24 protein-coding genes and 1 tRNA gene are annotated in these 25,197 nt (G+C 56.4%); 18 read left to right on the plus strand and 7 right to left on the minus strand.

All coding sequences use genetic code 11. From position 1 onward, the window contains the following. Positions 1-4: 4 nt before the first annotated feature. The 3 genes from ACR0EO_RS16925 to ACR0EO_RS16935 all read left to right on the plus strand — a co-directional run bounded on the left by ACR0EO_RS16925 (position 5) and on the right by ACR0EO_RS16935 (position 2,335). A tRNA-Met gene (locus ACR0EO_RS16925) sits at positions 5-81 on the plus strand. Positions 82-367: 286 nt separating this feature from the next. Next, positions 368-1,678 (plus strand): type IV secretory system conjugative DNA transfer family protein, encoded by a 1,311-nt coding sequence (locus ACR0EO_RS16930; RefSeq protein WP_480691762.1) that lies wholly within the window; start codon positions 368-370, stop codon positions 1,676-1,678. A 183-nt stretch (positions 1,679-1,861) separates the two neighbouring features. Then, the gene (locus tag ACR0EO_RS16935) at positions 1,862-2,335 is read left to right on the plus strand and encodes a phage regulatory CII family protein (protein WP_480691764.1); all 474 of its coding nucleotides are present in this window, start codon (positions 1,862-1,864) and stop codon (positions 2,333-2,335) included. A gap of 109 nt (positions 2,336-2,444) precedes the next feature. Here ACR0EO_RS16935 and ACR0EO_RS16940 read toward each other — a convergent pair whose 3' ends face one another. From ACR0EO_RS16940 to ACR0EO_RS16960, 5 genes are read right to left on the minus strand one after another with little or no spacing between them, the layout of a single operon-like run. After that, on the minus strand, positions 2,445-2,828 hold the full coding sequence (locus tag ACR0EO_RS16940) for a carboxymuconolactone decarboxylase family protein (protein ID WP_480691766.1): 384 nt from the start codon (positions 2,826-2,828) through the stop codon (positions 2,445-2,447). 17 nt (positions 2,829-2,845) lie between these two features. Continuing rightward, positions 2,846-3,586 carry a sulfotransferase-like domain-containing protein gene (locus ACR0EO_RS16945; RefSeq protein WP_480691768.1) on the minus strand — a complete coding sequence of 247 codons (741 nt, stop codon included), beginning with the start codon at positions 3,584-3,586 and terminating at the stop codon, positions 2,846-2,848. Positions 3,587-3,604: 18 nt separating this feature from the next. Continuing rightward, a complete protein-coding gene (locus ACR0EO_RS16950; RefSeq protein WP_480691769.1) occupies positions 3,605-4,423 on the minus strand; it encodes a hypothetical protein in 819 nt (272 codons plus the stop codon). Positions 4,424-4,442: 19 nt separating this feature from the next. Next, on the minus strand, positions 4,443-5,531 hold the full coding sequence (locus ACR0EO_RS16955; protein WP_480691771.1) for an aromatic ring-hydroxylating oxygenase subunit alpha: 1,089 nt from the start codon (positions 5,529-5,531) through the stop codon (positions 4,443-4,445). Continuing rightward, complete coding sequence (locus ACR0EO_RS16960; protein ID WP_480691772.1) at positions 5,528-6,415, minus strand: MurR/RpiR family transcriptional regulator; 888 nt, start codon at positions 6,413-6,415, stop codon at positions 5,528-5,530. The genes ACR0EO_RS16955 and ACR0EO_RS16960 overlap by 4 nt, the downstream gene beginning before the upstream one ends. Before the next feature lie 68 nt (positions 6,416-6,483). Here ACR0EO_RS16960 and ACR0EO_RS16965 point away from each other — a divergent pair, with 68 nt between their 5' ends. From ACR0EO_RS16965 to ACR0EO_RS17000, 8 genes are read left to right on the plus strand one after another with little or no spacing between them, the layout of a single operon-like run. Then, positions 6,484-8,937: an FAD-dependent oxidoreductase gene (locus ACR0EO_RS16965; protein WP_480691773.1), complete on the plus strand. Its 2,454-nt coding sequence runs from the start codon at positions 6,484-6,486 to the stop codon at positions 8,935-8,937. Continuing rightward, on the plus strand, positions 8,937-10,019 hold the full coding sequence (locus ACR0EO_RS16970; RefSeq protein ID WP_480691774.1) for an alcohol dehydrogenase family protein: 1,083 nt from the start codon (positions 8,937-8,939) through the stop codon (positions 10,017-10,019). The genes ACR0EO_RS16965 and ACR0EO_RS16970 overlap by 1 nt, the downstream gene beginning before the upstream one ends. After that, a complete protein-coding gene (locus ACR0EO_RS16975; protein WP_480691775.1) occupies positions 10,016-10,594 on the plus strand; it encodes a dimethylsulfonioproprionate lyase family protein in 579 nt (192 codons plus the stop codon). The genes ACR0EO_RS16970 and ACR0EO_RS16975 overlap by 4 nt, the downstream gene beginning before the upstream one ends. Next, positions 10,591-11,697 carry a mandelate racemase/muconate lactonizing enzyme family protein gene (locus ACR0EO_RS16980; protein ID WP_480691777.1) on the plus strand — a complete coding sequence of 369 codons (1,107 nt, stop codon included), beginning with the start codon at positions 10,591-10,593 and terminating at the stop codon, positions 11,695-11,697. Before ACR0EO_RS16975 ends, ACR0EO_RS16980 begins: the two co-directional genes overlap by 4 nt. After that, a complete protein-coding gene (locus tag ACR0EO_RS16985; protein WP_480691779.1) occupies positions 11,694-11,978 on the plus strand; it encodes a cupin domain-containing protein in 285 nt (94 codons plus the stop codon). Before ACR0EO_RS16980 ends, ACR0EO_RS16985 begins: the two co-directional genes overlap by 4 nt. Next, positions 11,975-13,081 carry a mandelate racemase/muconate lactonizing enzyme family protein gene (locus ACR0EO_RS16990; RefSeq protein WP_480691781.1) on the plus strand — a complete coding sequence of 369 codons (1,107 nt, stop codon included), beginning with the start codon at positions 11,975-11,977 and terminating at the stop codon, positions 13,079-13,081. Before ACR0EO_RS16985 ends, ACR0EO_RS16990 begins: the two co-directional genes overlap by 4 nt. Further along, on the plus strand, positions 13,078-14,181 hold the full coding sequence (locus ACR0EO_RS16995) for a mandelate racemase/muconate lactonizing enzyme family protein (protein ID WP_480691782.1): 1,104 nt from the start codon (positions 13,078-13,080) through the stop codon (positions 14,179-14,181). The genes ACR0EO_RS16990 and ACR0EO_RS16995 overlap by 4 nt, the downstream gene beginning before the upstream one ends. Before the next feature lies 1 nt (position 14,182). After that, a complete protein-coding gene (locus ACR0EO_RS17000; protein ID WP_480691783.1) occupies positions 14,183-15,460 on the plus strand; it encodes an aspartate aminotransferase family protein in 1,278 nt (425 codons plus the stop codon). Positions 15,461-15,683: 223 nt separating this feature from the next. Here ACR0EO_RS17000 and hemC read toward each other — a convergent pair whose 3' ends face one another. Next, a complete protein-coding gene (hemC, locus tag ACR0EO_RS17005) occupies positions 15,684-16,643 on the minus strand; it encodes a hydroxymethylbilane synthase (protein ID WP_480691784.1) in 960 nt (319 codons plus the stop codon). 107 nt (positions 16,644-16,750) lie between these two features. Here hemC and hemE point away from each other — a divergent pair, with 107 nt between their 5' ends. Next, positions 16,751-17,785, plus strand: coding sequence for a uroporphyrinogen decarboxylase (gene hemE, locus ACR0EO_RS17010; protein WP_480691785.1), 1,035 nt, complete (start codon positions 16,751-16,753; stop codon positions 17,783-17,785). A gap of 36 nt (positions 17,786-17,821) precedes the next feature. On the opposite strand, the gene ACR0EO_RS17015 is transcribed toward hemE, so the two are convergent. Next, positions 17,822-18,949, minus strand: coding sequence for a CaiB/BaiF CoA transferase family protein (locus ACR0EO_RS17015; protein WP_480691786.1), 1,128 nt, complete (start codon positions 18,947-18,949; stop codon positions 17,822-17,824). Between the two features lie 126 nt (positions 18,950-19,075). Here ACR0EO_RS17015 and ACR0EO_RS17020 point away from each other — a divergent pair, with 126 nt between their 5' ends. From ACR0EO_RS17020 to ACR0EO_RS17045, 6 genes are all read left to right on the plus strand, one after another. Then, positions 19,076-20,341, plus strand: a complete 1,266-nt coding sequence (locus tag ACR0EO_RS17020; protein WP_480691787.1) for a TAXI family TRAP transporter solute-binding subunit — start codon at positions 19,076-19,078, stop codon at positions 20,339-20,341. Between the two features lie 94 nt (positions 20,342-20,435). Further along, entirely contained in the window at positions 20,436-21,365 is a 930-nt protein-coding gene (locus ACR0EO_RS17025; protein ID WP_480691788.1) for an ABC transporter ATP-binding protein, read from the plus strand. Further along, positions 21,362-22,123 (plus strand): ABC transporter permease, encoded by a 762-nt coding sequence (locus tag ACR0EO_RS17030; RefSeq protein ID WP_480691790.1) that lies wholly within the window; start codon positions 21,362-21,364, stop codon positions 22,121-22,123. Before ACR0EO_RS17025 ends, ACR0EO_RS17030 begins: the two co-directional genes overlap by 4 nt. A 113-nt stretch (positions 22,124-22,236) precedes the next feature. Then, positions 22,237-23,034 carry a S49 family peptidase gene (locus ACR0EO_RS17035; RefSeq protein ID WP_480691792.1) on the plus strand — a complete coding sequence of 266 codons (798 nt, stop codon included), beginning with the start codon at positions 22,237-22,239 and terminating at the stop codon, positions 23,032-23,034. 168 nt (positions 23,035-23,202) lie between these two features. Further along, positions 23,203-24,165, plus strand: coding sequence for a calcium/sodium antiporter (locus ACR0EO_RS17040; RefSeq protein WP_480691794.1), 963 nt, complete (start codon positions 23,203-23,205; stop codon positions 24,163-24,165). A gap of 21 nt (positions 24,166-24,186) precedes the next feature. Further along, a complete protein-coding gene (locus ACR0EO_RS17045) occupies positions 24,187-24,966 on the plus strand; it encodes an SDR family oxidoreductase (RefSeq protein WP_480691796.1) in 780 nt (259 codons plus the stop codon). The last annotated feature ends 231 nt before the right edge of the window (positions 24,967-25,197 follow it).

Here is a 25,197-nt window from a genome sequence, read left to right on the forward strand (position 1 = left end):
CTGACGCGGGATGGAGCAGCCCGGTAGCTCGTCAGGCTCATAACCTGAAGGTCGTAGGTTCAAATCCTACTCCCGCAACCAGCGTCAAATAGTTAATATACCTCTCCAACTAAGAAAATCCGGCAATGGCTGCACCTCTTTAGGTTCATAACCTGAAGGCCGTCTGTACAACGCATAACGCAAGTATAAAGCAACCAAAGATACCGACCCTCATTTGGTATCAACACGCTCCCATATCCAAACTCAGAAAATCGCCCGGCCTCGATCAGGTCGTTACCGCGTATCAAAATGACCCCGGACATTTTGAAAGCAATTCGTGCACCAGTTAAATAATTCAAGGCTCTCGGAAAAGTACAGGAGCTTGAAGATGGGTGCACACTTTCCAACTCAACAAAACATCCGGAAAAACAATACCCCAGAACTACCACTAGGCAGAGAAATTAACCAAAACACACAAAAGTCTGCCGGGTTCCGATGCTCCGAAGAAATAAGTGATATTGCACCTCCGGATTGGGTCACGCCCCATCGAGAAGGCCATGTGATATCGATAGCTCCGACTGGCGCTGGAAAGGGGGCAAGCCATCTCATCCCAGCTTTGTTGACTTGGCAGGGTCCCGCCGTGGTTCTTGATGTGAAAGGTGAAGCTTGGGCCACCACTGCAACGGCACGCAAGAACATGGGACACGACGTCGTCCTGCTCGACCCGTTTGACTTCTTTCCCGAGGAGGACGCCGGGGCTTTCAACGTGATGGACCTGATTGATCCGACGCGCCCTGATTTTCAGGAAGAGTGTTTTTCGCTCGCTAAACGAATTGCGCCTGGACAGTCGGTGACTGATCCGTTCTGGGACCAGAGCGCGGTACAAATGATTGCGGATCTGATTACCTACATTTGCGGTGAGATGCCTCGAGGTCTCAGAAATCTATCTGAAGTCGCGCATCAGGCATCGCAATCTCACAAGGAAATGGAGCTGACTTTCAAGGATTGCAGGCGCTCAAAGAACACGGTTGTTCGCAGGGCTTTGTCCCAGGTGTCGAACGCTGAAGCCAGAGTAAAGGCCTCCATTATCTCTACGGCACAGCGTTGGTTGCCTTCGTTTTCCAGCGCTTTAATCCAAAAGTCGATCTGTAAAACTACCTTTGATCCAGATGCCTTAGTACGCGGAGAGAACATAACCATCTACATTGTTGTGCCTCCTCATCGCCTTGCAAATGCTGGGCCGTTGTTGCGTGTTTGGCTTGGTGCATTGATGGCCTTGTTTCAAACCCGGATGTCTTTACCGCCGCGTGAAACACTTTTCCTCATAGATGAGGCATGGCATCTTGGATATCTGCCCGAGCTTGAAACTGCCACGACGTTGATGCGCGGTTATGGCATTAGGGTATGGAGTTTTTGGCAAGATCTCGAGCAGCTATCGTCGAGATACCCCAAATCCTCTGCGACTATCCTTAACAATACCGCCACTATTTGCGGCTTTGGCTTCCACAACGCCGCTGTGCAAAGGTCATTCGCTGACAGGTTCGGGTTTCCTGATTGGGCGCATCGGGCGCTTAAACCACGAATGGCGTTGCTTCACCGGGTTGGAAAGCCGGGTCAGGTGATCAATCTGGAGCGATACTACGAGATGGAGCATCTTCAGGGTCAGTGGCGCGCACCACCACTAAGCCCGCATCGTTGAGCGATTACCAATGTCGGGCGGACTTGGTTCGAACTAGCGGTAAAACCTTAGAAGAGCAGCCGCTGATCGAGGCATCTAAATCCAGCTTCTAGCCCGATCTAACACAAGGGCTGCCCAGCCCATGTAAAATTGACATCGTGGAAAGAACTGTACAGAAATAAAGGGAATTTTAGTGGAGAGATTATGGACAGAGGGCAGGAGTTCGCAGATTTCGTACACAGCCTTTTGGTGACGGATGAAAGGGGTCGTACCGCTTCCATCGCGGAGGCAATGGGTATGTCTTATGATGCCCTTTATGCCAGATTACGAAACCGCGTAGTCTTCGCACCCGAAGAAGTTCGTGACCTAATCTCGGTCCTACCTGATGCACGAATAGCAAGCTGGGTCCTTTCAGGCTCTGCCTTCTTTGCAGCGGAAAGAGGTGGCTTGGATCAGCCCGAGCTAGACGAAAAAGAGAGCTTGCGCCACTCAGTTATCAAAATGATGGTCGATGCGTCTGAAGCTGCGGCGCAGGTGGAATCCGCGCTGAGCGATGGTCGCATTGATCATCTTGAGGCCGCACAAATTCGCAAAGACATTGCTGCAGCCGAGCGTGCCATTGCGACGCTAAGAGCGCACGTCAATGAATACGAGGCGAACTCAGTTCGCTCTCGCTGAGTGGATGATAACCCGGCTGCAATACTCTGGTTAAAGTGCCCCATTTTCGAGCTTTGAACAGGTCCGGCCACCGCAAGGGCGACCGGGCCGAATTCCAAAAGTGTAAGCTCTACTCGGCGTTCAGAACTTTGCGGGCCACACGAAAACACTCAAGCGCTTGTGGAACGCCGCAGTAAATCCCGACGACGTGAATGATGGCGCGGATTTCTTCGGGGGTGACGCCGTTGTTGATCGCACCTTTGCAGTGGATCTCCCATTCGTGCATCTTACCCAGTGCACCGATCATCGACAGGTTCATCATCGATCGTGTCTTGGCATCGATCACATCGTCGCCCCAGCCAAAGCCCCAGCACCAAGCCGTCATGGCCTCTTGAAACGGACGGGTAAAGTCATCCGCCGCAGCCAGATTCTTTTCTACATACTCCGCGCCGAGAGTGTTTTTGCGTTGCTCCAGCCCTTTTAGGAAAAGGTCTTCGTCGAAAATGTCTGCCATTTGGGGTCTCCGGTTCTTCAGCGCGTCAGACGATGTTTGTAGAGGTGATCATAGTGCGGTTTCATGCGACGGTGCACCTGTTTCACCCGGTCAGGTGCGTTTTCAATTTCGATGTACTTACGGGGTTGCGGGGCTAGGCCGGTCGAGTTTGCAAGATTGGCGTGAAACGATCCTCCATCCCACCAACTGTGGGCTGAGGGGTCACCGCCTGCTTCCCAGCTTAGGGCGTCTTCGACAAAAGGGATGCCGACAGCGGAACAGAACGCTTGTGTCATGGCATGAGGGTTTTCCAGTAGATCATCGCTGTCGATAACTGGTGGAGGCGTGCCGTTCAGAGCAGTCAGCAAATCAAACAGGGCGCGTTGTTCGGGAAAACCAACCTCGCCCTCGGAAAAATCTGGCCAGCGTTTGTACATCGAGGTGATGGTTTTCGCCGGATCGCGGATCAGGAAGGCATGGTTGAAATGCGACAGGAACTCTGCATTCCACATGTGGTTGATGTAGTGGGGGAAGTCCTTGATGAAGACAGGGCCATTTTGAGCCCGCGCCTTTATGTCCTGCCAGACGCTGTCCAATGTCAAACCAGGTGTCGTAACATCCCCCGGTTTGAACCTATGCCACAGCGGGTCTTCGCCTTGATACCATGCTTCGCCGAACGGCTCGTGCAGACAATCCAGGTCACCGCGTTGCCGCATCATCCACTCAAAGGCGGTTGAGGTGGATCGGGGCACCGCCCAGAGTGCAAGAATTTTGTGCATGCTTTGGGGCCTCCGGGTTTAGAGCCGTTTCAAAAGCTGGCCATGCGGCGTTTCCGGCGCAAGACCCAACGACTTAAAGATGCGCCAGTAGAGTGCGATGTCGTGGCCGATGACCGGTTTGCCGACGGTAGCCTCTAGTTGATCGGCCAGATGCAGAGGTCTTTGAGGCAGGCCGTTTGGGCCTGTTCGGAAGTTGCACATACCGTTGATTAGTATGGCATCGGCCATTGGCGCCTGTTCGGCAACGTACACAAAGCTTTTGAATGCCAGATCGCCATCGAATACCCACCGATAGCTGTTCACTTCCTCTTGGCTGGCAAACCAACCCTGATCATGAAAGTTCCCTGCGTACAACACGTCGAACCCAGCCTCTTGCAGGAAACCGACCGTGCCTTGCCACCACTCAGGCCAGTGATAAGCGGCGTTCAAGGCGACCTTCTCGACGTTCATTTCCCGCAAAGCTTCCACCATGGCGTAACCTGCCATGTGAAACTGGGTTCCATATCTGTCGGACAGATCGGCGCAATGTTGGCGAACGCCCTCTACACCCAACCCGCAGGCATGGACCCAATTCGAACCGACCTGCCCGCACACATCGACGCCGTTTCGGGACATGCAGTGGACGAAATCTTCGAGCATCCCGAAGTTCTGCTTTCGCTGATCTAGTCCGTGCACGTAGTCCGGAACATGCAGCATCCACCCGTGGACACCCACCGTTTCGGGACACATGCGCAAGAAATCAGATGGCGCCGCATCAAAATCAAACGGTGGGCAGGTGAAACCCACTTGATGCGGGAACAGCTTGTGTTCCGGGCGCCAGTCTTCGGGCATCATCATGGGCGGAAAGCCACGTGCATTAGTCCACCGCCTCGCGCATCCATTGCTGAAGCCGCGCGATCGAATGTTCCGACATCACGCCACAGCCAGGGTCCAGCACCAGAGGGCCGGGGCGGTAGCCACGGGACTTCAAACCTCGATGAACAGATTCAACCAGATGGATGTCTTCCTCGACCGTGGTTTCGCGATCCTGAACGGCCAGTTGCCGAATCACCGCGCTTTCGGAGCCACCCTCGGTGTACCAACCACGCCAGACGGTGCAGTGGTCGGCATCGTTGGCGCGCCAGTGATACGTGTTCAACACATTGCCCGGATAGCACTGGAACGAGAACATCGGCCACAGGAACCATGACTGATAGTCCCCTGCATGGGGCACCGACAGGTCGATGGGATAGGTCATCTTGTCGAGGCTCTGGCATTCGGTCGTATGACGCAGAACATAGCCGCCACCCGCATCGGGTTGGATGTCATAGGTCTCGGGCTTGACCACACCTTCGGCAAAGGTCGGGTGGTTGGTCGGGCAATGGTAGCATTCCGAGTAGTTCTCGATACTGACCTTCCAGTTACAGTTTTCTGGGATCTCAACCCATTCCAACGGTTCCAGATCGTCAATATGTGGCACAAAGGCGCGGATTTCCTCGCGCACACCGGGGTACCATTCGTCCATTGGAGCGGCGTCATCGTCCAGGTTGACGAAGATGAACCCGTTGAACACTTCGGTCCGGACCGAGGTCAGGCAAATGGCGCTGCGATCAAAACCGGGGACGGACTTGATGTTGGGGCCAGCGCGCAGTTGGCCGGACAGTTCGTAGGTCCAGGCGTGGTAGGGGCAAACCACGACCCGTGTGTTGCCCGCGCCGGTAACCATCTCATGCGCACGATGCTGGCAGACGTTATAGAAGGTACGGATTTCTCCGTCTCGACCCCGGATACAGAATAGGTTCTGACCCGCGATCTCAAACGCAAAGTAATCGCCGGGTTCCCTTACCTGCGCCACGTGTCCGGCAAACTGCCACGTTCGGGCCAAAAGCCCCTGCATCTCCTGCTCAAAAATCGCAGGATCAGTGTAATAGCGCGCGTCCAATGAATGGGTCAGGGGTGCGTTCATTCGGGCTCCTCCGCGTAGATGCCGAGTTGGTGTCTGCGTTGATGAAACCGTTCCACCCGCTCGACGATTTCGTCACTGGAAACTGCAATCACGAAGGAAAGCAGTGTCTCAAGCAAAGCAATGGTCGATACGGACGACGGGAAGAATTGAGGTGTATCTGCGGCGATGACGAACCCATGATGGGCGCCGATGATAACCGGGCTGGCTGGGCTGTCGGATATGCCAATCACGGTCAGGCCTTGTTCACGCGCCAGTTTGAAGGCTTCGATCACCTCTGTTCGATAGGGTCGGCAGGTCATGGCGATCAGCACATCCTGATCATCTGCCCATGCCAGATCATCGACAGGCGTCGAACCAGGGCGTGGGATCGCGTGGAACTGTTTCATCCCTGTTGATGCCAGATAGGTGAAGTTGCGCGCGTTTGCGTTGTTCACACCGACCCCAAGCGTGAAAATCTGGCGGCAATTCCAGATATCTTTGGCTGCGGCCTCCAGTCGAGCAGGATCGATGCTGGCAAACGTCTCTTCTATGTTGCGGATCGTTGCGCCGATCATATCCGCGTAAAGGCCGCCCAGTTCTCCGGACTTGCCGATATCCTGTAGCCATTTGGCGCGATCGGGGAACGATACGTTGCCATTTCGAATCGCATCGCGGAACGGTGCACGAAAATCCTCGTACCCCTCAAAGCCAACTTGACGGGCCATACGCACGAACGTGTTGGGTTTCACATTTGCTGCTTCGGCGATCTCGCGCACCGTCGAAACCCCAACATCTGTCGGGTTTTCCAGAACATAGCGCGCGGCTTTCTGCGCCTCGGGCGTGAGGGCATCCCACTCTTCGGTCAGGCGGTCCAGAACGGTATATGATACATTTGTGTCATTCATGATTGACGATGGTACAAATGTGGAATTAGCCTGTCGAGCAGAAAAGCGACTCGGGAAGAGGAAATGTCATGTCCGAGAAGAAATTGCCGTCACATGCACGGGTGGTCATTGTCGGAGGAGGTGTCATGGGGGTCGGTCTGGCCTATCACCTTGCACATGAAGGCTGGGGCGATGATACCGTCCTGCTGGAAAAGGCCGAGCTGACCAGTGGCAGCACTTGGCACGCGGCGGGCCAGATCACGCATTCGACCTCAAGCTTTGGGCTGGGGAAATGCGTGGATTACAATATCGGTTTGTATTCGGGCCAGCTGGAAGCCGAAACTGGCCAGCCAGTAACATGGCACGGCTGCGGTTCATTTCGCCTTGCCTATACCGAAGATGAGATGGACTGGTTGCGCCACACCCTTTCTGTAGGTCGGTCGCTAGGCTTCAATATCGAACTGGTCGGCCCGGAGAAGGTGGCCGAGCTGCACCCGTTCTACAATCTTGAAGGTGTTCTAGGCGCTTTGCACACGCCGGATGACGGTCATGTGGACCCGACCAACGTGACAATGGCAATGGCAACGGGCGCGCGTCAGAAGGGCGTGCAAATCTTCCGCAACTGCCGCGCCACCAACATCACGCAGGCCGACAACGGCGAGTGGGTAGTTGAAACCGAGATGGGCACCATCACCTGCGAACATGTGGTGAACGCAGGCGGCACCTATGCCCGTCAGATGGGCGAATGGTCGGGTCTGCAATTGCCCATGACGTCAATGACTCACCATTATTTCGTGACGGAACCGGTGCCCGAGTTCCAAAATTTGGACAAAGAGCTCCCGGTCATCCGCGATGACCGCAAGGTCTCCGGCTACATTCGGATGGAACAGCAGCGCGGGTTGATCGGGATCTATGAGAAAGAAAATCCGAACTCGGTCTGGCATGATCATTGCCCTTGGGAGTACGAAAACTGGCTGTTCGACGCAGACTATGATCGGGTGATGCCGTGGCTTGAGGAAAGCCTGAACCGAATGCCGATCTTTGCCGAGCTGGGCATTCAGCGCGATGTGCATGGGGCGATCTCGCATCCGCCGGATGGCAATCCGCTGATCGGGCCTGCGCCAGGCGTGCGGAATTACTGGTGCTGCTGTGGGACGCAGATCGGTATTGGCTGGGGGCCGGGTCTGACCCGCGAACTGGCGCGCTGGATGGTGCACGGCGCCGCCGATATCTCGATGCGCGAATTCGATCCGCGTAGGTTCGGAAGCTATGCCAGCAAGGACTGGCAGGTGATCAAGGCCGAGGAAGACTACTGCCTGCGCCACGAAATCCCCTTTCCCCATTTCAACCGTCTGGAAGGGCGTCCGATCAAACCGTCGCCGCTCTACGAGCTGCTGAAATCCAAGGGCGCGGTTCATGAAGAGGTCTATGGCTTCGAACGTCCCCGTTGGTTTGCGCGGGACGGTGTCGAGCAGCGCGATCACTACTCCTTCCGCCGAACGCCCGCCGACGACATGGTTGCGGCCGAGGTCAAGGCGGTTCGGGAAAGTGTCGGCATCATGGATGTCACAGCCTTTACGAAGGTCGAGGTATCGGGACCGGACGCCTATGCCTTGCTGGACCGGCTGACTGCCAACCGGATGCCGCAAAAGGTCGGCTCAATCACGCTGACCCATATGCTGAACCGCCGGGGTCGGATCGAGCTGGAGACCACGATTGTCCGTTTGGCCGAGGACCGATTTTATCTGGTCTGCGCTGCCTTTTTCGAACAGCGCCTGCTGGACCATCTGACTCAACAGCGCGCGGATGAGGATGTGCAGATCACTGCGCTCTCCGCTGATTGGTCGGCCTTGTCGCTGAACGGCCCCCGGTCGCGCGATGTATTGGCGCGCTGCACCGATGCTGATCTGACAAATGCTGGGTTCCGCTGGCTGTCAGCACAAGAGATCACGGTCGCGGGCCATAAGGTCTGGGCCTTCCGCATGTCTTATGCCGGAGAGCTGGGCTGGGAATTGCACATGCCCAACGCTGCGTGCCTTGACGTCTACAATGCGCTTTGGTCGGCTGGTGAGCCGCATGGTATCGCCGACTATGGCAGCTTTGCCATGAATGTGATGCGGATGGAGAAGGGCTTCAAAGGTGCGGGTGAACTGACCAATGAGGTCACTCTGGCCGAGGCAGATGTGCTGCGCTTTGCCCGAACCGATAAAGAGTATCTGGGCAAGGACAAGACCCTGAACACTGATCTGCCATGGGTATGTGCCTATCTGGAAATTGAGCCGGATGGTGAGATTGACGGCCACGGCGGTGAGGCAGTGATGCTGGATGGTCGCGTTGTCGGCTCGACGGCTTCGGTGGCCTATGGGCATACGGTCGGCAAAATCCTGGCCTTCGCTTACATCAAGCCCGAGGCAGCAGCACCGGGAACCGCACTGCAAGTGGTGATTCACGGAACACCCCGCGCGGCCCGCGTACTTGGCGAACCGGCGTACGACCCGCAAAGCTTGCTTCCGCGCACTGACGCTGCATTGGAGACTGCATAATGAGCCTGCCTGATAAAATGAAAGCCATGGTCACAATGGGCCACGGTGGTTTAGAGCAGATGGTCCTTCACCCCAACTGGCCCCGCCCCGAACCTGACGCCGGCGAAGTGCTGATTAAGGTCGCGGCCTGTGGCCTGAACAACACCGACGTAAACACTCGATCGGGGTGGTATTCCAAGACCGTTACCGATGCGACTACCGGAGGCGCATTCGAAGAGGTCGGTGAGGACGATCCCACTTGGGGCGGCGCGCCGATAACTTTTCCGCGCATCCAAGGAGCCGATATCTGCGGTGAAATCGTAGCCGTAGGCGAGGGCGTAGACAGCGCCCGCATTGGTGAGCGTGTCATTACCGATGGGTGGCTGCGTGATCCGGCTGATCCAGAGAACAAGGACAAGACCGGCTATTATGGCTCGGAGCGCGATGGTGGCTTTGCTGAATATGCCACGACTCTGGCCATTAACGCGGTGCCGATCACGTCTGATCTGTCTGACGCAGAACTGGCGACTTTTTCGTGTTCGTATTCCACAGCCGAAGGCATGCTTGCCCGCGCCAACGTGACCGAAAAAGACACGGTTTTGGTCCCTGGTGCGTCAGGTGGCGTAGGTGGTGCTTTGGTGCAATTGGCCAAACGCCGTGGCGCGCGCGTGATCGCGATGGCGTCCGAGGCAAAGCATGCTGATGTCGCAAGGCTGGGGCCGGACATGATCCTGCCGCGTGCCCCCGAAAATTTGCGCGCGGCGCTGGGCGAGGAAAAAATCACAGTGGTCGCGGATGTTGTGGGGGGGCCGTATTGGCCGAACTTGATCGATGTCTTAGAGCGCGGCGGGCGTTACACATGCTCTGGTGCGATTGCCGGGCCGATGGTTGATTTCGATCTTCGCACATTCTATCTGCGCGACCTCACTTTCACAGGCTCGACAGTGATTGATCCTCAGGTCATGCGGAACCTTGTGAAATACATCGAAGCCGGTGAGATCAAACCCGCCCTCGCCGCAACCTACCCACTTGAGGAACTGCGTGAGGCACAAGCCGCCTTTATCGCAAAACAGCACACCGGAAATATTGTGGTGATCCCATGACTTTGGATGACGTATTAGAGGCCGCGCGGCAGGTGCATCAGGCGCATCCTGACTTGTCGGACTTTGGCACTTGGCCTTCGGACCTGACGCCAGCGTATGAACAACCAAACCATATTCCCGCAGCGGACTTGGTGCGGGATATCGATGCAGAAAACAGTGACCTGACCGGCGCACTTGTTTCAGCGATCAAGGCAACCACACATCTGGCCCAATGGAAACACACCTATACCGAAGAGGAAGTCGGCGCAGACTTCCTGAGCCGCTATGGGTATTTTGAGCTGTTCGGACCAACAGGGCATTTTCACTCAACACAGCTGCGCGGCTATGTCGGATACTGGGGGGCGGGTCTGGACTATGATTGGCACAGCCATCAGGCCGAAGAGATTTATCTGACACTCGCCGGTAGCGCCTTATTCAGGGTCGATGGCGATGAGGCTTTTGTTGGCCCCGGCCAGACCCGTTTGCATTCCAGTTGGCAGAGCCACGCAATGACCACAACCGACCAACCTATTCTGACCTTTGTCCTTTGGCGCGGCGAGGGGATGAATGATTTGCCTCGGATGGATGCAGCATGAAAATCACCCGTATCCGCATCTATCAGACCGGACTGCCCTATGTGGGTGGGGCTTACGTTTGGGGTGCGGGTAATGCGATTGAGACGGCCATTGCCTCAGTGGTGGTCATTGATACCGACGCCGGATTGCAGGGCTGTGGTGAGTTCACGCCCTGTGGTGAGAACTATATGGTCGCCCATTCCGAAGGGGTGCCCGCGTTAGCGCGGCTGGTAGCACCGTCTTTGCTAGGAGAAGATCCCCGGCAAGTGGGGCGGATCGAGCACCTCATGGATCATTTGGTGCAGGGCCACGGATATGCCAAGGCTCCGTTCGATGCGGCGTGCTGGGATATATTGGGGCAAGCTTGCGATCAGCCTGTCTGGATGTTGCTGGGTGGTAAGCTGACTGATGGTGCGCCGATGTACAGGGTCGCGCCGCAGAAGGCCGTAGACGAAACCGTGGTTGAGATGAACCGTTACCGAGAGCAAGGTTATCGGCAGTTTCAAGTCAAGGTCGGCGGCGATTGGGCCACCGATATTGACCGTATTCGCAGCACGGTGCCGCTGCTGAAGCCGGGTGAAAAGGCGATGGCCGATGCCAACCAAGGTTGGCGCGTTGACAATGCAATCCGCGTGGCGCGCGCGACACGAGATCTAGACTTCATTCTTGAGCAGCCCTGTCGAACATATGAGGAATGCCAACAGGTGCGGCGTGTGGCTGAACAGCCGATGAAGCTGGATGAGTGCGTAACGGGCATGCATATGGCGCAGCGGATTGTCGCGGATCGCGGGGCCGAGATCTGTTGTCTGAAAATCTCGAACCTTGGCGGGCTCAGTAAAGCGCGTCGGGTAAGGGACTATCTGGTCGATAACCGCATTCCGGTCGTTAGCGAGGACACCTGGGGTGGAGAGATAGCCACTTCGGTTGTGGCGCATTTCGCGGCTTCGACACCGAACGAGTATCTTCAGAACACAACGGATCTGATGAATTATAATACCCGATCAACCGGGATTGGCGGGCCAACGTCGCGGGACGGCAAGCTTTTTGCATCGGATACCCCGGGATTGGGTGTGACCCCGGATTTCGAAAGCCTGGGCGCGCCGTTGGAGGAGTACAGCCTATGAGACAACAAGCCGTAGCAACCCAGATGATTGATGATGATCGAGTGCGGGTAACACGTTTCGACTTCGCTCCGGGCGCAGAAACCGGGTGGCACCGCCACGCGATGGATTACGTCGTTACCGCGGTTACCGATTGTCAGATGCGATTGGAATTGCCCGATGGCTCGACCAACGAGGTCATGATCTCAGCAGGAACCTCGTATCGCCGCGACGAGGGCATCGAGCATAACGTTGTTAACGCCGGGGACGTACCGATGTCCTTTGTCGAAGTGGAACTGAAATGAAAATCACCCGGATCTCGGTCTTTCAGGTCGATTTGCCGTTGGAGCACCCTTATTGGCTGTCCGCCGGTCGACTGAAGTTCGAAAAGCTCGACGCGACGCTGGTAAAGGTTGAAACCGATACAGGTTTGATCGGCTGGGGGGAAGGAACCCCTTGGGGTCATACTTATGTACCTGCGCACGGGCCGGGAATTCGAGCCGGAATTCAAACGATGGCGCCGTTTATCGTTGGCCTTGATCCACGCAAGGTGCTGGAGGTGGAGCGTGCGATGGACCTCGCGTTGCCCGGACATCTCTATGCCAAAAGCCCTGTCGATATGGCCTGCTGGGATATCGCCGGGCAAGCGGCAGGTCTGCCGATTGCCGATCTGATGGGCGGAGGATCACGGACCCCAAGACCAATCGCTTCTTCGGTCGGGGCAAAGACCGTCGAGGAAACCCGCGAAGTGATGGAGCGCTACCGCAGTCGGGGTTACATTGCCCATTCGGTGAAGATCGGTGGCGATGTAGAGCGCGACATCGCCCGAGTTCGAGACGTGGAAAGCATCCGACGACCGGATGAGATTGTCCTTTATGACGTAAACCGAGGATGGACCCGGCAGCAGGCCCTCCGGGTGATGAGCGCCTGCGAAGACTTGAACGTGATGTTCGAGCAACCCGTTGAAACGCTGGATGATATCGCCGCGATTTCGGGTCTCCATGCCTCACCTGTTTCGGTGGATGAAAGCCTTGTGACTTTGCAGGATGCTGCCCGTATTGCCCGCGATGGATTGGCAGAGGTGTTCGGGATCAAGCTGAACCGCGTCGGTGGCCTGACCAAGGCCGCGCGGATGCGGGATATCGCGCTGGCGCACGGGATCGACATGTTCGTGATGGCGACCGGAGGCTCGGTTCTCGCCGATACCGAAGCCCTGCATCTGGCCGCTACTATCCCGGATGACAACTGCCATGCCGTTTGGGCCTGTCAGGACATGATCACCGTCGATGTCGCGGGCGGACGCGGGCCGCGCAACATCGACGGACATCTGCACCTGCCAGAAGCGTCGGGTCTTGGCGTGCATCCTGACGAAGATGCGCTGGGCGAACCGGTCGGAGTATATCAATGAAGATCAATAAGATAACGCTTTGGTCCGTCGATCTGACCAGCCACGAAACCTATCACATGGCCGAGGGCAAAACCTGCGCGACCGTGACATCGCATGTCCTGTGTCTTGAGACGGATACAGGGTTGAAAGGTTGGGGGGAGGTCTGCCCGATCCCGCATTACCTGCCCGCCTATGCGGGCGGTGTGCCGGCGGCGATTATGGAAATGGGGCCAGAAATTCTGGGAATGTCCCCGTTTGGCGTCGATGCGCCGATGCGCAAACTGGACGGGTTCCTGCAGGGTCATCGCTATGCCAAGTCTATGGTTGATATCGCCCTTTGGGACTTGTTCGGCCACGCCGCAGGCCAGCCGGTTTATGCGTTGTTGGGTGGGAGAACGCGCAAGGATATGCCGCTGTACCACTCGATCACCTGCATCGCCCCAGATGAGATGGCCCGGATCGCTCAGACCGCCTATCAGACCGGCATTCGGCAGTTTCAGGTCAAGCTGGGGGTCGAGGGCGACTGGCAGGCTGATGCCGAACGCTTGACCAAGGTGCGTGAGGCCGTGGGGCAGGGACCGTTGGTCTATTGTGATTGGAACTGCGGTGCATCGCGCTTACAGGCTACACGGACGGGTCGTGCCGTCGCACATCTAGATGTGATGCTGGAACAGCCCTGCAAGACGCTGGAAGACTGCGCTGCCGTTCGGCAGGCCACCGGCTTGCCAATGAAGATCGATGAAAACGCGCATGATCTGGCCTCGCTGATGCGTGCGCATGAGCTGGGTTGCATGGATGCCGTCGCGTTGAAGCTGTCGAAGTTCGGCGGGTTGTCGGCCATGCGCCGGGCGCGGGATCTGACAGTGCATCTGGGAGCTGAGATTTGCGCGGAATGCACCTGGGGGTCGGATATCGTTACTGCAGCTTCTCTGCACTTTGCGGCGTCGACCCCTCATGGATCGTTGCTGAACACCTGCGATCTGTCGTCCTATGTGGCCCCGCGAATTTGTCCCGACGCACCAAACCGTGAAGAGGGCCGGATTGCCCCGCCCGAAGGTCCGGGGTTAGGTGTGACCCCGGACCCCGAAACCCTTGGTTCCCCGATATTGGAGATCGTGTGAGATGCTGAAGATCAACACTCAATCCGAATGGATCACCCGCGCGAATGAGGCTCTGCCCGCCGGGGGATTTGGCAATTTCGACCCCGGTATCATCATTGCGCGTGGCGAAGGCAGCCGCGTCTGGGATGAAGATGGTACCGAATACATCGACTATTTGATCGGCTCTGGGCCAATGCTGTTGGGCCATGGTCACCCCGAGGTGATGGAAGCCGTACTGGAGCAATTGCCAAAAGGCATGACCTTTTTTGCTAACAATGCCAAAGGCATTGAACTGGCCGAGGCCATCGTCAACGCCGTGCCCTGCTGTGAGCAGGTGCGCTTTGTTGCCTCGGGCGGAGAGGCGGATATGTATGCGATCCGTTTGGCCCGCGCTTACACCGGACGCAACAAAATCCTGAAATTCGAAGGTGGCTACCACGGCATGAGCGCCGAAGCGCAGATGAGCCTTGCTCCCAGCCGGCAGGTTAATTTCCCGCAGGCCGTGCCGGACAGTGCTGGTATTCCTGACAGCGTGGCCGAGCAGATGCTGATTGCGCCGTTTAATGACCTTGAGGCTGTTGCGGCCTTGCTGGATGAGCATGACGACATCGCCGCAATCATGGTTGAGCCACTACAGCGGATCATCCCGCCTTTGCCCGGCTACCTGCAAGGCCTGCGTGATCTGTGTGACAAGCACAACGTCCTGCTGATCTTTGATGAGATCGTCACCGGTTTCCGGCTAGCTTATGGCGGCGCGCAGGAAAGATACGGAGTGACACCTGATATCTGCACATTGGGTAAGATCATCGGCGGTGGGTTCCCTCTGGCCGCGCTGGGCGCAAGTGCCGAGATCATGAAGCACTTTGACAAGTCCAAAGTGGGTGAAGACGGTTGGCTGATGCAGTTGGGTACTTTGTCCGGCAACCCGGTGGCCTCGGTCGCGGGTTTGAAGACCATGGAAGTCCTGAGCCGGGCGGGAGTTTACGATCAACTGCGTGCAACAGGTGCGAAGCTGCAGCAGATGCAGGTGGATGCGCTGGCAAAGGCTGGAATTCCACACCAGATATGTGGGGACGAAACTCTATTCGATATCTACTTTACTGACACAGTCTGCCGCGACTATCGCAGTGCCAAACATGATGATCCAAAACGCAACGCAATCTACAACGAAAAGTTGCGTGTAAATGGTATCTTTAAGTCGCCTGGAAAGCTGTATCCTTCTGTGGCTGTAACGGACGCCGATCTTGAGATGACACGCGAGGCCGTTGAAAAAGCCGTTCAAGCCATAAGCGCCATGTAAGGGGTGTGCCGGAAAGAAAACGGGCCGCTGTCAAACTATGACAGCGGCCCTTTCGGTTGGATTTCAGGGTAAGTCTCGCCCCCTCGAATACCACTTAAACGAACAAACAGACCAAATTTTTCGACTTATTCGAGACTGACCCGACTTCTCAACCGGTATGACATAGTAATGCCAGACGGGAACGTGAACTACAGTGAAGTAGTTCACATTACTCAAATTTTTGTTAATTTCTCCAATCGAAGAAGCCCGGCCCAGCCTTTTTCAACAGAGTTTCAGCCATTGCCCGACCCATCTGGGCACCGTCTGCGATTGTACCGGCCATCTCTTCGGCAATGGCCTCGGATCCATCCGGGCGCAACACTTCGCCACGCAGGCGCAACTGGTCATTTTGTATCTCTGCCAGCCCTGCGATCGGTGTTTCACAGGATCCATCCAGAGCCGCCAACAAGGCGCGTTCGGCTTTCAGTCTATGGCCGGTCTCTGTGTGATGAATGGCCTCCAACATTCCACCAGCGCGGGAATCGTCGCTGCGACGCTCGATACCGATGGTACCTTGGGCGATCGCAGGCAGCATGTCTTCGGGAGCGATGGCAGTAGCGGGGACTTCGTCCATGCTTAGGCGGCGGATGCCAGCCATGGCCAGAAACGTGCAATCGGCCACGCCATCGGCCAGTTTCTTGAGCCGAGTTTGAACGTTGCCACGGAATTCGACCACGTTCAGGTCAGGCCGCCGGTTCAGCAACTGTGCCCGACGCCGCAGGGACGAGGTGCCAACAGTCGCACCTTGCGGGAGATCGTGGATTGAGCTGAGGCTAGGTGAGATGAACGCATCCCGAACATCCTCGCGCGGTAGGAATGTGTCCAGCACCAAGCCCTCCGGCTGCTCCACCGGCATGTCCTTGGTCGAGTGCACCGCGATGTCGATATCGCCGCGCAGCATCGCCTCTTCGATTTCTTTGGTGAACAGACCCTTGTTGCCAATTTCCTTCAGCGGGCGGTCCGCATCGATCATGGCACGGTTGTCGCCAGTCGTTTTGATCACCACAATCTCGAACGCATCCTCCGGCAAGTCGAAGGCGGCACTCAGCCTTTGCCGGGTTTCATAGGCTTGTGCCAGCGCCAGAGGCGAGCCACGGGTGCCGATTTTCAGCGGTGAGGCGGGTGTGGGCAGGGTCAGTGTCATGGCCACAGCTTTAGTCGCGTCACATTGCCCTGACAATGGGGGCATGGCTTGACAAATTGCCGCCGAAGGCAGACCCGTTGCGACAAACCAGACGATTGGGGGCAAGCATGGCCGAGACAAAGAAACTGCTGAAGGCGCTGGCGGGCGAGGTGCAAGAGGTGCCACCGATCTGGATGATGCGCCAGGCCGGGCGGTATCTGCCAGAATATCGGGCGACGCGGGCACAGGCCGGAGACTTTTTGTCGCTGTGTTATAACCCAGAACTTGCCGCCGAGGTGACTTTGCAGCCGATCCGCCGTTATGGGTTCGACGCCGCAATCCTTTTTGCAGACATTCTCCTGGTGCCTCAGGCATTGGGTGCTGATCTGTGGTTCGTCACGGGTGAGGGTCCGCGTTTGTCGACCATCACGCAGCAATCAGAGTTCGACGCGTTGAAATCGGTCGAGGCCATCCATGAAACTCTGTCCCCTGTTTACGAAACTGTGCGCATCCTGTCGCGGGAGTTGCCGTCCGAGACCACTCTGATCGGATTCGCGGGCGCGCCGTGGACGGTGGCTACTTACATGATCGCTGGGCGAGGCACGCCCGATCAGGGTCCGGCACATGCCTTGCGCGAACAAGACAATGCCCTTTTCGAAGCGTTGCTGGAGCGTATTACTCTGGCGACCATAGAATACCTGTCGGCTCAGATCGAAGCCGGGGCTGAAGTGGTCAAGATCTTTGACAGCTGGGCCGGGTCGCTGAAGGGCGAGGCGTTTCAGAAATACGCAGTTGAGCCCTGCCGCGTGATCACGCAGGCCATCAAAGAGCGTCACCCTGGCATCCCGGTGATCGGTTTCCCGCGTGAGGCGGGCGACGGCTATATCGGTTTCGCCAAGGCGACCGGCGTCGATTGTGTTGCACTGGACAACTCGGTCTCGCCGGAATGGGCGGCCGAGCACGTGCAGGTGGATGGATGTGTGCAGGGAAACCTGGCCTCATCGCATATGGTCACCGGAGGGCAGGCGCTGGTGGATGAGACACGCCAGATCGTCGAGGCGTTCTCGAAAGGGCCGCACATTTTCAACCTCGGTCACGGCATCACACCGGATGCGGACCCCGATAACGTGCAGTTGATGATCGACACAGTGCGCGGAAAGTAACGATCTGGGGGCGCCCCTCATCAGTTTGATGTCATGTCATCCCTTGGGGTGTTTTTCATCAAACAACGCAGCGGGCGCACCCTTTTCGTCGAGTTCATTGAGAATCTCCTGACGGTGTTCACCGCGGTTGGGGCTGGGTTTGGGAGTCCATTCGGCTGTCGAGAACCTTGGTGCCGCAGCGGCTTGAAATGTATCGTCGATCATTTGCCAAGTTTGTCGGGCCGCGTTCATCGGATGGGTTTGCGCCTCAGTCGGGCTAAGGACAGGCGCGACACAGGCATCGCTGCCTTGGAACAGTTCTGCCCAATACCTCCGAGGCTTGGTTGAGAAGATTTCGCTCAGTCGCTGAGTGAGAGTGGGCCAGGTCGTACGATCGTATTGGTGTTGAAAGTCAGGGTCATCCGACAGCCCCAACTTCTTTAGAAACAGAGCGTAAAACTTGGGTTCCAGGCATTGCACAGTGACGAAGCCGCCGTCGGAACAGGCATAGGTGCGGCTCCAATGGGGGCCGTCCAGCAGGCTTTGGCCGCGTTTTTCTGACAGGTTTCCAGTTTGGCCGAGACTCATGAGCAGGTTCATCATGTGCGCCGAGCCGTCGTAAATAGCGGCGTCGACCACCGTGCCTTTTCCCGTTTTCTGCGCATTCAGAAGCCCAGCCAAAATACCTGCGACGAGGTACATAGCTCCACCGCCAATGTCACCGACCAGAGTAGCCGGGGTTTGCGGTGGTTGATCTGGTGCCGAGCCGTACCAGAGAGCTCCGGACAGGGCGATGTAATTCAGATCATGCCCTGCCGTGTCTGACAGTGGGCTTTCCTGCCCCCAACCTGTCATTCGGCCATAGACCAATTGTGGGTTCAGATCATGGCAAGCCTCCGGTCCGAGTCCCAGTTTCTCCATCACCCCGGGTCGGAAGCCCTCGATCAGGGCGTCGGCCGAAGTGATCAGGCGTTTGGCGATTTGCAGGTCGCCGGCGTCTTTCAAGTTCAGGTCAATCGACCGTTTACCACGATCCAGCACGGATTGTTCCGGCATGCCGGGCGCCACCGCGGAACCTTTGCGGTGAATGGTGATGACGTCTGCCCCTAAATCCGCCAGCAACATGGCAGCGAAGGGACCGGGACCTAACCCTTCGATTTCGATGATCCGAAAACCGTTCAGCATTGCGCCCCTCCTGTTTGGTGCAGGTTTTCGGGATCACAAGCGGATTGCAAGCTCTGAGTCTGGTGACTTGTCAGATGCTTGCGTGCCCCTTAGCGTTTGAACTGGGATGGAGAGCGAGGCTCGTTAATGCGGTTGTGGATTTTTTTTGCAAGCGCCGTGGCGCTAGCGGTGTTGTTGGGTATTCTTACGCGACTGCACCCGCCCAGCAACGTTGTCCTGGCTGCCGGTCCGGCTGGCGGCGCCTATGAGACAGTTGCGCAGGATTATGCAGGCATACTGGCCCAAGACGAAATTCAGCTAGAGATCCTTGAAACCGCCGGTTCCGTGGAAAATGCTCAGTTGCTGGAACAGGGTGTGGTTGACGCAGCCTTTTTGCAGGGTGGCATCAGGGTAGACCCCAAAAAGGCCGAGGCAGTGGGCGCCGTGTTCTTTGAGCCGGTCATTTTTCTCGTGAACCAAGGGGCCAACATTCCTCTGAATCCTGCGTTGTGGAGAGGTCTGCGCATAAACAGTGGCGCGCCCGGATCTGGAACGGCGGCTGCATTCCGGGATTTCGAGCGCGCTGTCGGTTTGTCAGAAACAGATAACACGCATCTGCAAATCCCTTATGCAGACGCAGCTGCGGCCCTATTGAACGATCAGCTGGATATCGCGGTCTATGTTGCCCCGATCGAGGCGCCATATCTGAAAGCCGCGTATGAAGAGCCTGGTCTGCGGGTGCTTGGTCTTGATCACGTTGAGGCCATTTCGCGGAGGTTGGAATACGCGAGTGTCGTGACCGTTCCTGCAGGTGGAATGGCGCTTGATCCGGTGCTGCCGCCGCGCCCTGTAGATTTGATTGCAATCGAAGCGCGGCTGGTCGTGCGACCCGACCTACATCCGGCGCTGGTCAACCGGCTGACGATGGCCGCGATCGAGCTTCACAGGTCCCGAGGCATTATCACCGACCCGGGTGTGTTTCCCAGATTGGAGGGAACAGGGCTGAACGTCAGCAATACGGCCCGGCAACTGATCCTGGATGGCCCTTCGACATGGCACAACTGGTTGCCTTATTGGATCGCCGCGCAGATCAATCGCGTGTTGCTATTGCTGTTGCCTTTCTTCTTCATCGTCGTGCCGCTGATACGTATTCTGCCATTTGCTTACGGATACGCGATGCGTTGGAGGGTTTGGCAGCATTACCCTGAAATTCGAGAGATCGAGGAAGAATTGGCCAAGGATCCCGATGATCAGGCCCTTACTAACATGCAGGCCCATCTAAGCGCACTCGACGAGCGTCTGGCCTCGCTGCGGCTTCCTGCGGCGTTTCGGCAGGGCCAGTATGATGCCCGACTGCATATCGAGTTGGTGCAAAAGCGTATCGCTGAAATGCGCCAGACCGGTCAGGTTTGATTCACTGTGCTAAAATGCGCTTGGCGTTGTGCGGAATTGATCTGTTCTGTCCTCAGCGGGCGGGGTAGGGTCGCCGCCAGAACAGGGAACGTGCATGACGACCATTCTTTCAATCAAGGATTTGCGTAAATCCTATGCCGACGGATTCGAGGCGCTGAAAGGCGTATCTCTGGATATCGAGCAGGGGGAAATCTTGGCGCTGTTGGGTCCGAACGGGGCCGGGAAGACGACGCTTATATCAACTGTCTGCGGGATCACCACGCCAAGCTCAGGTTCTGTTACAGTGGGTGGCCACGACATCCAGACCGATTTTAGAGCCGCGCGCAGAATGATCGGGTTGGTGCCGCAGGAGATTGCGTTAGAGCCCTTTGAAAAGGTCTGGAATACGGTTCGATTCTCGCGCGGTTTGTTCGGCTACGGCAAGGACAATGCGCGGATCGAAGAAATCCTGCGCAAGCTGTCTCTTTGGGATAAGCGCAAGAACGCAGTCAAAGAACTATCCGGCGGGATGAAACGGCGCGTTCTGATCGCCAAGGCTTTGGCGCATGAGCCGCGTGTGCTTTTTCTGGACGAGCCGACTGCTGGTGTCGACGTCGAGTTGCGCAAGGATATGTGGGAGATCGTGGCCGAGCTGAAGCAAGCAGGTGTAACTATCATCCTGACAACGCATTACATCGAAGAGGCCGAAGCGATCGCCGACCGCATTGGCGTCATCGACAAGGGTGAACTGCTGTTGGTGCAGGAAAAAGACACCTTGATGGCCCAGATGGGTAAAAAGCAGATCGAAGTCATGCTCACTGAACCGATCACGGCTATACCGGATAGCTTGGCGGCGCATAACCTGGCGCTGAACGGCAACGGAGATGCTCTGGTTTACACCTATGATACAAATGCCGATCGCACCGGGATAACGACGCTGCTGAACGACGTGGCGCAAACGGGACTGGTATTGCGTGATGTACAAACCAGGCAGTCGAGCCTGGAAGAAATCTTTGTCAATTTGGTGTCCGGAGAATCTTCATGAACTGGTCCGCCATTGCCGCCATCTACCGGTTCGAAATGGCCCGGTTCTTTCGTACTCTAGCACAGAGTTTTCTGTCTCCGGTCCTATCGACCTCGCTGTATTTCGTAGTGTTCGGCACCGCTATTGGTAGCCGTATTCAAGAAGTCGAAGGGGTCTCCTACGGCGCATTTATCGTGCCAGGTCTGATTATGTTGTCGGTTGTGATGCTGGCAATCTCAAACGCGTCTTTCGGAATCTATTTTCCCAAGTTTCTGGGTACGATTTACGAACTTTTGTCCGCACCGGTGAATTTTATTGAGATTGTGATCGGTTATGTGGGGGCCGCGGCGACCAAATCTTTATTCGTTGGCGTCGTAATTCTGATCACGGCCAGCTTCTTTGTGGATTTGCGGATTGAGCATCCCTTTGCAATGGCGGCCTTCCTGATCCTCACGTGCCTTAGCTTTTCATTGCTCGGGTTCATCATCGGTATCTGGGCCAGCAATTTTGAGCAGATGTCATTGGTGCCGCAGCTTGTGGTGACGCCATTGATCTTTCTGGGGGGCACGTTTTATTCGATCTCCATGCTGCCACCCGTTTGGCAGACGATCACTTTGTTCAATCCGGTGGTCTATCTGATCTCGGGATTTCGGTGGTCATTCTATGGTTTGGCCGATGTTCCGATTGGATTCAGTCTGCTTGCTATTCTGGCGTTCACCGGACTGTGCCTTGGTGTTATCTGGTGGATCTTTAAAACGGGCTGGCGCATTCGCAGCTAGGTTGTATCGGGCGTTGCATTTTTGCCCACCACCTTCAGGAAATGTGTTCACGTCACGTCTAAGGGTTCAGCGGTCCCTTGTTTACCGCTGGGGTGCACTCTACATCGGCACCCATGAAACTCAGCCTGCCGTTTCTCAAAAAACAACCTTGCGTCGCCGTTGTGCGCCTGTCCGGTGCCATCGGGATGGCGGGGCGTGGATCGATGTCCGATACCGCGCTTGCCCCTGTCCTCGAGAAAGCTTTTCGCAAGGGTAAGCCTGTCGCCGTAGCGTTAGAGATCAACTCGCCTGGTGGATCACCTGTGCAAAGCTCGTTGATCGGAGCGCGAATCCGACGTCTTTCCGAAGAGCTCAAGGTTCCGGTTTTCGGCTTTGTCGAGGACGTAGCCGCGTCGGGCGGTTACTGGTTGGCTGCTGCAGCGGACGAGATTTATGCGGATGACAGCTCGGTGCTGGGTTCGATCGGTGTGATCTCTTCGGGCTTTGGTGCGCATATTCTGCTCAAGCGGCAGGGGATTGAGCGGCGTGTTCATACAGCAGGGCAATCGAAGTCCATGCTCGACCCATTTGCGCCGGAAAAGAAAGAGGATGTCGCGCGGCTCGAAGGTTTGCTGGCGGATATCCATGAGAACTTCATCACCCACGTCAAAACGCGCCGTGGTGACAAACTGGACGAAAGTCAGGATTTGTTCACGGGTGAAATCTGGTTGGCGCGCCGTGCGCAGCAACTTGGTCTGATTGACGGCATCGCGCATCTGAAGCCAAAGATGCAAGAGCGGTTCGGTGACAAGGTCAAATTCCGCCGTTATGGGCTGCGCAAACCGCTTTGGTCGCGCTTTGGTGCATCGCTGGCGCAGGACGCCATCGCCGGAATTGAGGAGCGTGCTGCTTACGCGCGTTTCGGTTTGTGACGTGATAATCAAGATTGTCACCCTCTTCCTGATTGCCATGGGCGTCCTGGCGATGTTCGGAAAGCTGCGCTTTCCCGGACAGAAGCGGCTACAGTCTTCAAGATGTCCGCGATGCGGGCGGTTCAGGATCGGTAAAGGCCCATGTGCCTGCGAAAAAGGAGGCCGTAAATGACGGCATGGCTGTTATCCGGCCTTGGGTTGTTGATCCTGCTATTGGCGGGTGACGCACTTGTGCGCGGCGCAGTAAACCTGAGCCTGCGGCTTGGCGTGCCGGCACTGATTGTCAGCCTTACGATTGTGGCCTTTGGCACCTCAGCGCCCGAGCTTTTGATTGCCATCAGTGCGATCAAGGAAAACGCGCCGGGTATCGCGTTGGGTAACGTTGTCGGGTCAAACACGGCAAACATTCTTTTGGTATTGGGCCTTCCCGCATTGCTGGCCACGTTGCACACCAGCGAATGCGATAGCCGCAAAAATTATGTATTCATGCTTATTGCCTCGGTTCTGTTCATAGGGCTGGCATTCATCGGTGTGTTCAATCTGCTAAGCGGTGCCATTTTGCTGGCTGCGCTGGGCCTTGTTCTTTGGAACGCTTTTCGCGAAGCCCACGCGCATCGCAAAGCCTGCGGCGCGGCCTGCGCCGACGAAGAGGAACTGGACGGTTTGGAAGAAGCCGATCCAGACATGCCCTATTGGAAGATTTCGATCTACTTGGTGTTGGGTCTGATCGGGCTTCCGATGGGCGCGCATTTGTTGGTTGAGAATGCCACCGTGATCGCACTGACCTACGGGGTTAGTGAAACGGTTATCGGTTTGACCCTGATTGCAGTCGGAACGTCTCTGCCAGAGTTGGCTACGACCGTCATGGCCGCATTACGCCGTCAGGCAGACGTTGCGCTGGGCAACGTGATCGGGTCGAACATGTTCAACTTGCTGGCCATTATCGGTATCGCCACGCTGTTTGGCCGCATTCCCGTCGACCCCGAGTTCCTACGGTTCGACCTTTGGGTGATGTTGGGAGCGTCGCTTTTGTTGATCCCGTTTGTGTTCCTGAAAAAGGATATCACGCGCGGGTGGGGCCTGCTGTTGACACTTCTGTATGCGGTCTATGTCATCTCTCTGTTGGCGTGACGTGACAGAAAGAGGAAAGCCATGAACCGAGCCCTAGTAACCGGAGCCGGAATTCGCCTTGGACGGGCTATGGCCCTGTACCTTGCGCGGCGCGGGTATGACGTTGCAGTGCATTACGCCACCTCACAGCAACCTGCGTTGGATACTGTTGCCGAAGTTCAGGCCATGGGGCGCCAATCTGTTGCCTTGCAGGCTGACCTGCTAGATGAGGCGCAGGTTGAAACCCTGCTGCCACGTGCAGCTGAGGAATTGGGTGGACCGATCACGTGCCTGGTCAACAACGCCTCGATCTTTGAATACGACAACATCCATACCGCCACTCGGAAAAGCTGGGATCGCCACCTCGACAGCAACCTGCGCGCGCCTTTCGTGCTGACGCAGGCCATGGCGGCACAGGAGCTGGAGCCAGACACCGATGACGCAGGCGAACCCGTTGCCGTTGGTCTGATCGTCAACATGGTGGATATGCGGGTGCGTAAGCTGACGCCCGAGTTTATGTCTTATACGATTGCTAAAATGGGGCTTTGGGCGCTGACCCGTACCGCTGCACAGGCCCTGACACCCGCAATTCGCGTCAACGCAATTGGGCCGGGCCCGACGATGCAGGGTCATAGGCAATCCGAAGATCACTTTAAGGCACAGCGGGCGAATACGGTTCTGGAGAGGGGGGCAAACCCGTCAGACATTACAGCCGCGCTGGGGTACTTTCTGGACGCTCATGCGGTCACAGGGCAGCTTTTGTGCGTGGACGGTGGTCAGCATCTCGGCTGGCAAACGCCGGACGTACTGGGTGTAGAATAAGTATATTTCGTGCAAGTTTTGCACTGCTCTCGTTTCCGTTACCTGCCCGTTACAAAAATGTCTTTTTTTTCATACACTTGTCTTGTGTACGATTTTATTTACTTTAAAAACAACAAGTTAGTCTTGTGCCTATTTTTTGTGCAAATCAATGAATCCCTATGTATACAAGGGAATTTCGCTATCCTCTGAAACTTATCTTCATAGTTATCCACAGAAATCGTGGATTTGTTT

This window comes from Ruegeria sp. BE9 (genome assembly GCF_056538765.1).

Coding starts and splice junctions, on each gene's coding strand:
- ACR0EO_RS16975 (WP_480691775.1), top strand. CDS start 10,016: ATGACTTTGGATGACGTATTAGAGGCCGCGCGGCAGGTGCATCAGGCG.
- ACR0EO_RS17020 (WP_480691787.1), top strand. CDS start 19,076: ATGCGGTTGTGGATTTTTTTTGCAAGCGCCGTGGCGCTAGCGGTGTTG.
- ACR0EO_RS16965 (WP_480691773.1), top strand. CDS start 6,484: ATGTCCGAGAAGAAATTGCCGTCACATGCACGGGTGGTCATTGTCGGA.
- ACR0EO_RS17030 (WP_480691790.1), top strand. CDS start 21,362: ATGAACTGGTCCGCCATTGCCGCCATCTACCGGTTCGAAATGGCCCGG.
- ACR0EO_RS16955 (WP_480691771.1), bottom strand. CDS start 5,531: ATGAACGCACCCCTGACCCATTCATTGGACGCGCGCTATTACACTGAT.
- ACR0EO_RS16995 (WP_480691782.1), top strand. CDS start 13,078: ATGAAGATCAATAAGATAACGCTTTGGTCCGTCGATCTGACCAGCCAC.
- ACR0EO_RS16985 (WP_480691779.1), top strand. CDS start 11,694: ATGAGACAACAAGCCGTAGCAACCCAGATGATTGATGATGATCGAGTG.
- ACR0EO_RS16945 (WP_480691768.1), bottom strand. CDS start 3,586: ATGCACAAAATTCTTGCACTCTGGGCGGTGCCCCGATCCACCTCAACC.
- ACR0EO_RS17045 (WP_480691796.1), top strand. CDS start 24,187: ATGAACCGAGCCCTAGTAACCGGAGCCGGAATTCGCCTTGGACGGGCT.
- ACR0EO_RS17040 (WP_480691794.1), top strand. CDS start 23,203: ATGACGGCATGGCTGTTATCCGGCCTTGGGTTGTTGATCCTGCTATTG.
- ACR0EO_RS16980 (WP_480691777.1), top strand. CDS start 10,591: ATGAAAATCACCCGTATCCGCATCTATCAGACCGGACTGCCCTATGTG.
- ACR0EO_RS17000 (WP_480691783.1), top strand. CDS start 14,183: ATGCTGAAGATCAACACTCAATCCGAATGGATCACCCGCGCGAATGAG.
- ACR0EO_RS17015 (WP_480691786.1), bottom strand. CDS start 18,949: ATGCTGAACGGTTTTCGGATCATCGAAATCGAAGGGTTAGGTCCCGGT.
- ACR0EO_RS16930 (WP_480691762.1), top strand. CDS start 368: ATGGGTGCACACTTTCCAACTCAACAAAACATCCGGAAAAACAATACC.
- ACR0EO_RS17025 (WP_480691788.1), top strand. CDS start 20,436: ATGACGACCATTCTTTCAATCAAGGATTTGCGTAAATCCTATGCCGAC.
- ACR0EO_RS16935 (WP_480691764.1), top strand. CDS start 1,862: ATGGACAGAGGGCAGGAGTTCGCAGATTTCGTACACAGCCTTTTGGTG.
- ACR0EO_RS16990 (WP_480691781.1), top strand. CDS start 11,975: ATGAAAATCACCCGGATCTCGGTCTTTCAGGTCGATTTGCCGTTGGAG.
- hemE (WP_480691785.1), top strand. CDS start 16,751: ATGGCCGAGACAAAGAAACTGCTGAAGGCGCTGGCGGGCGAGGTGCAA.
- ACR0EO_RS16970 (WP_480691774.1), top strand. CDS start 8,937: ATGAGCCTGCCTGATAAAATGAAAGCCATGGTCACAATGGGCCACGGT.
- ACR0EO_RS16940 (WP_480691766.1), bottom strand. CDS start 2,828: ATGGCAGACATTTTCGACGAAGACCTTTTCCTAAAAGGGCTGGAGCAA.
- ACR0EO_RS16960 (WP_480691772.1), bottom strand. CDS start 6,415: ATGAATGACACAAATGTATCATATACCGTTCTGGACCGCCTGACCGAA.
- ACR0EO_RS16950 (WP_480691769.1), bottom strand. CDS start 4,423: ATGATGATGCCCGAAGACTGGCGCCCGGAACACAAGCTGTTCCCGCAT.
- hemC (WP_480691784.1), bottom strand. CDS start 16,643: ATGACACTGACCCTGCCCACACCCGCCTCACCGCTGAAAATCGGCACC.
- ACR0EO_RS17035 (WP_480691792.1), top strand. CDS start 22,237: ATGAAACTCAGCCTGCCGTTTCTCAAAAAACAACCTTGCGTCGCCGTT.